This window comes from Sphingomonas sp. 66-10 (assembly GCF_001897045.1).
Lineage (GTDB): Bacteria > Pseudomonadota > Alphaproteobacteria > Sphingomonadales > Sphingomonadaceae > Sphingomonas > Sphingomonas lycopersici.
This window is the reverse complement of sequence record NZ_MKRR01000094.1, coordinates 6,602-7,490: the sequence shown is the minus strand read 5'-3', so window position 1 is coordinate 7,490 and position 889 is coordinate 6,602. Positions and strand designations below refer to the sequence as shown.

Here is an 889-nt window from a genome sequence, read left to right as displayed (position 1 = left end):
CATTCACCAATACGTCCCGCAGGCATTCATCCCTCGAAAAGCGAGGTTGGCAGAGACAACGCTCGACGTGTGCTCCCGGGTCGGTCGTGGTCGGCTGGCGTATCCCCGCCGGCGGCAGCCAATGCGCAAGGAACAGGCGCGGTGCTTTCACGATTCCGCCACGTCTCCGGTTGATCTAGCCGCGCGACGCGCGTGGCGGCGTCGCAGTAGCAGATAGGCGGCCGGAATGACCAACATCGACAGCAGCGGTGCGGTCAGCATGCCGCCGATCATCGGCGCGGCGATGCGGCTCATCACCTCGGAGCCAGCTCCGGTACCGATCAAGAGCGGAAACAGGCCCGCCAGGATGACTGCCACCGTCATCGCCTTGGGTCGCACCCTGAGGAGCGCGCCCTCGCGCACCGCCGCCTCGATCTGTTCTGTGTCCGGTGTCGGTCCGCGCTCGGCAAGGGCATGTTTGAGGTAGATGAGCATGACCACGCCAAACTCGGCCGACACGCCCGCCAGCGCGATGAACCCGACGCCGGTCGCGACCGACTGATTGTAACCGAGCAGATAGAGCAGCCACAGTCCGCCCGTGAGCGCGAAGGGGAGGGTGCCCATGATCAACGCCGCCTCATCGAGGCGTCTGAAGGTCGCGTAGAGCAGCAGGAAGATGATAAGCAGAGTCGCCGGAACGACGATCTTGAGCCGCTCGGTCGCGCGCTGGAGGAACTCGAACTGGCCAGTGTAGGTGACACTGACGCCGGGCGTGAGCTTGACCTTTGCGGCCACTGCGCGCTGCAGGTCACCGACGATTTCCGTGAGCGCCCGCCCTCGGCCATCGACGTATATCCACGTCACCGGCCGACCATTCTCGCTGCGCAGCATCGGCGGCCCTTCGTTGACA

At 65.1% G+C, this 889-nt stretch carries 1 protein-coding gene; it reads right to left on the bottom strand.

From position 1 onward, the window contains the following. Positions 1 to 147: 147 nt before the first annotated feature. On the bottom strand, positions 148 to 889 hold a 742-nt coding region (locus BGN95_RS07445; protein WP_286772145.1), incomplete at its 5' end, for an efflux RND transporter permease subunit.